Annotated in this window: 1 protein-coding gene; it reads left to right on the top strand. The window is 74.9% G+C overall.

Features of this window, described 5'->3' with window-relative positions; translation table 11 throughout:
- Positions 1-115 precede the first annotated feature (115 nt).
- Positions 116-1,351, top strand: a 1,236-nt coding sequence (locus tag DQW06_RS18105; RefSeq protein WP_232833066.1) for a beta-ketoacyl synthase N-terminal-like domain-containing protein, incomplete at its 3' end; no start/stop codon positions are given.

The raw sequence follows: 1,351 nt of genomic DNA, 5'->3' as shown, positions 1-1,351 counted from the left end.
GGGGGAGGACGGCGCAGCCGAGGAGGAGGGCGCCAACACGGACGTGGACTCCATGGACGTCGACGACCTCATGCGCATGGTGTACGGCCGAGACTGAGGAAGCGAAGGACACGCGATGCACAAGCCAGCCGACGGCCGCCCCGACGAGCGTGTGGTCCAGGCGCTGCGCGCCTCCGTCAAGGAGAACGAACGCCTGCGCGAGCAGAACCGGCGCCTGGTGGAGGCCGCGACCGAGCCGGTGGCGATCACCGGGATGGCCTGCCGCTACCCCGGCGGCGTCCAGACCCCCGAACAGCTGTGGGACCTGCTGATCGCCGAGCGGGACACCGTCTCGGCCTTCCCCGACGACCGGGGGTGGGATCTGGCGGGGCTGTTCGACGACGACCCCGACCGGCCCGGCCGCAGCTACGTGCGTGCCGCCTCCTTCCTCGACGACCCGGCCGGGTTCGACGCCGCCTTCTTCGGGATCTCCCCCAAGGAGGCCCAGGCCATGGAGCCCCAGCAGCGCCTGCTGCTGGAGTGCGCCTGGGAGGCCGTCGAGCGCGCCGGAACCGACCCCACCACGCTGCGCGGCACCCGCACCGGCGTGTTCGCCGGGGTGGTCGCCGTCCCCTACGGGCCGCGCGCGGTGGACGCCACGGACGGCAGCGAGGGCCACCTGATCACGGGCACCGCCCCCAGCGTCGCCGCGGGCCGCGTCTCCTACACCCTGGGGCTGGAGGGCCCGGCGGTCAGCTTCGACACCGCCTGCTCCTCCTCCCTGACCGCGCTGCACGCCGCCGTGGAGTCCCTGCGCCGCGGCGAGTGCGAGCGCGCCCTGGTCGGCGGGGTCAGCGTGGTCACCGACCCGGCCGTGTTCGCCGGGCTCAGCGGCCAGCGCGCGCTCTCGCCCGACGGCCGCAGCAAGGCCTTCGACGCCGCGGCCGACGGCACCGGCTGGAGCGAGGGCTGCGGAGTGCTCGTGGTGGAACGCCTCTCCGACGCCCGCCGCCACGGCCGCCCCGTCCTGGCCCTGGTGCGCGGCGTGGCCGTCAACCAGGACGGTGCCAGCAGCGGGCTCACCGCGCCCAACGGATCGGCCCAGCGCAGGGTCATCACACGGGCGCTGGAGGCCGCCGGGGTCACCGCCGACCAGGTCGACGCGGTGGAGGCGCACGGCACCGGCACCGCCCTGGGCGACCCCATCGAGGCCGAGGCCCTCATCGCCACCTACGGCAGGGCGCACACACCCGAGGCCCCGCTCCACCTGGGCTCACTCAAGTCCAACATCGGCCACACCGTCGCCGCCGCCGGGGTCTCCGGCGTCATCAAGACGGTGCTGGCGCTGCGCAACGAGACGCTGCCGCGCACC

It is taken from the genome of Nocardiopsis sp. TNDT3, from assembly GCF_003427465.1.
GTDB lineage: Bacteria > Actinomycetota > Actinomycetes > Streptosporangiales > Streptosporangiaceae > Nocardiopsis > Nocardiopsis dassonvillei.
Note: the sequence above shows the minus strand (reverse complement) of the source record. Positions and strands in the feature narration are given on the sequence as shown.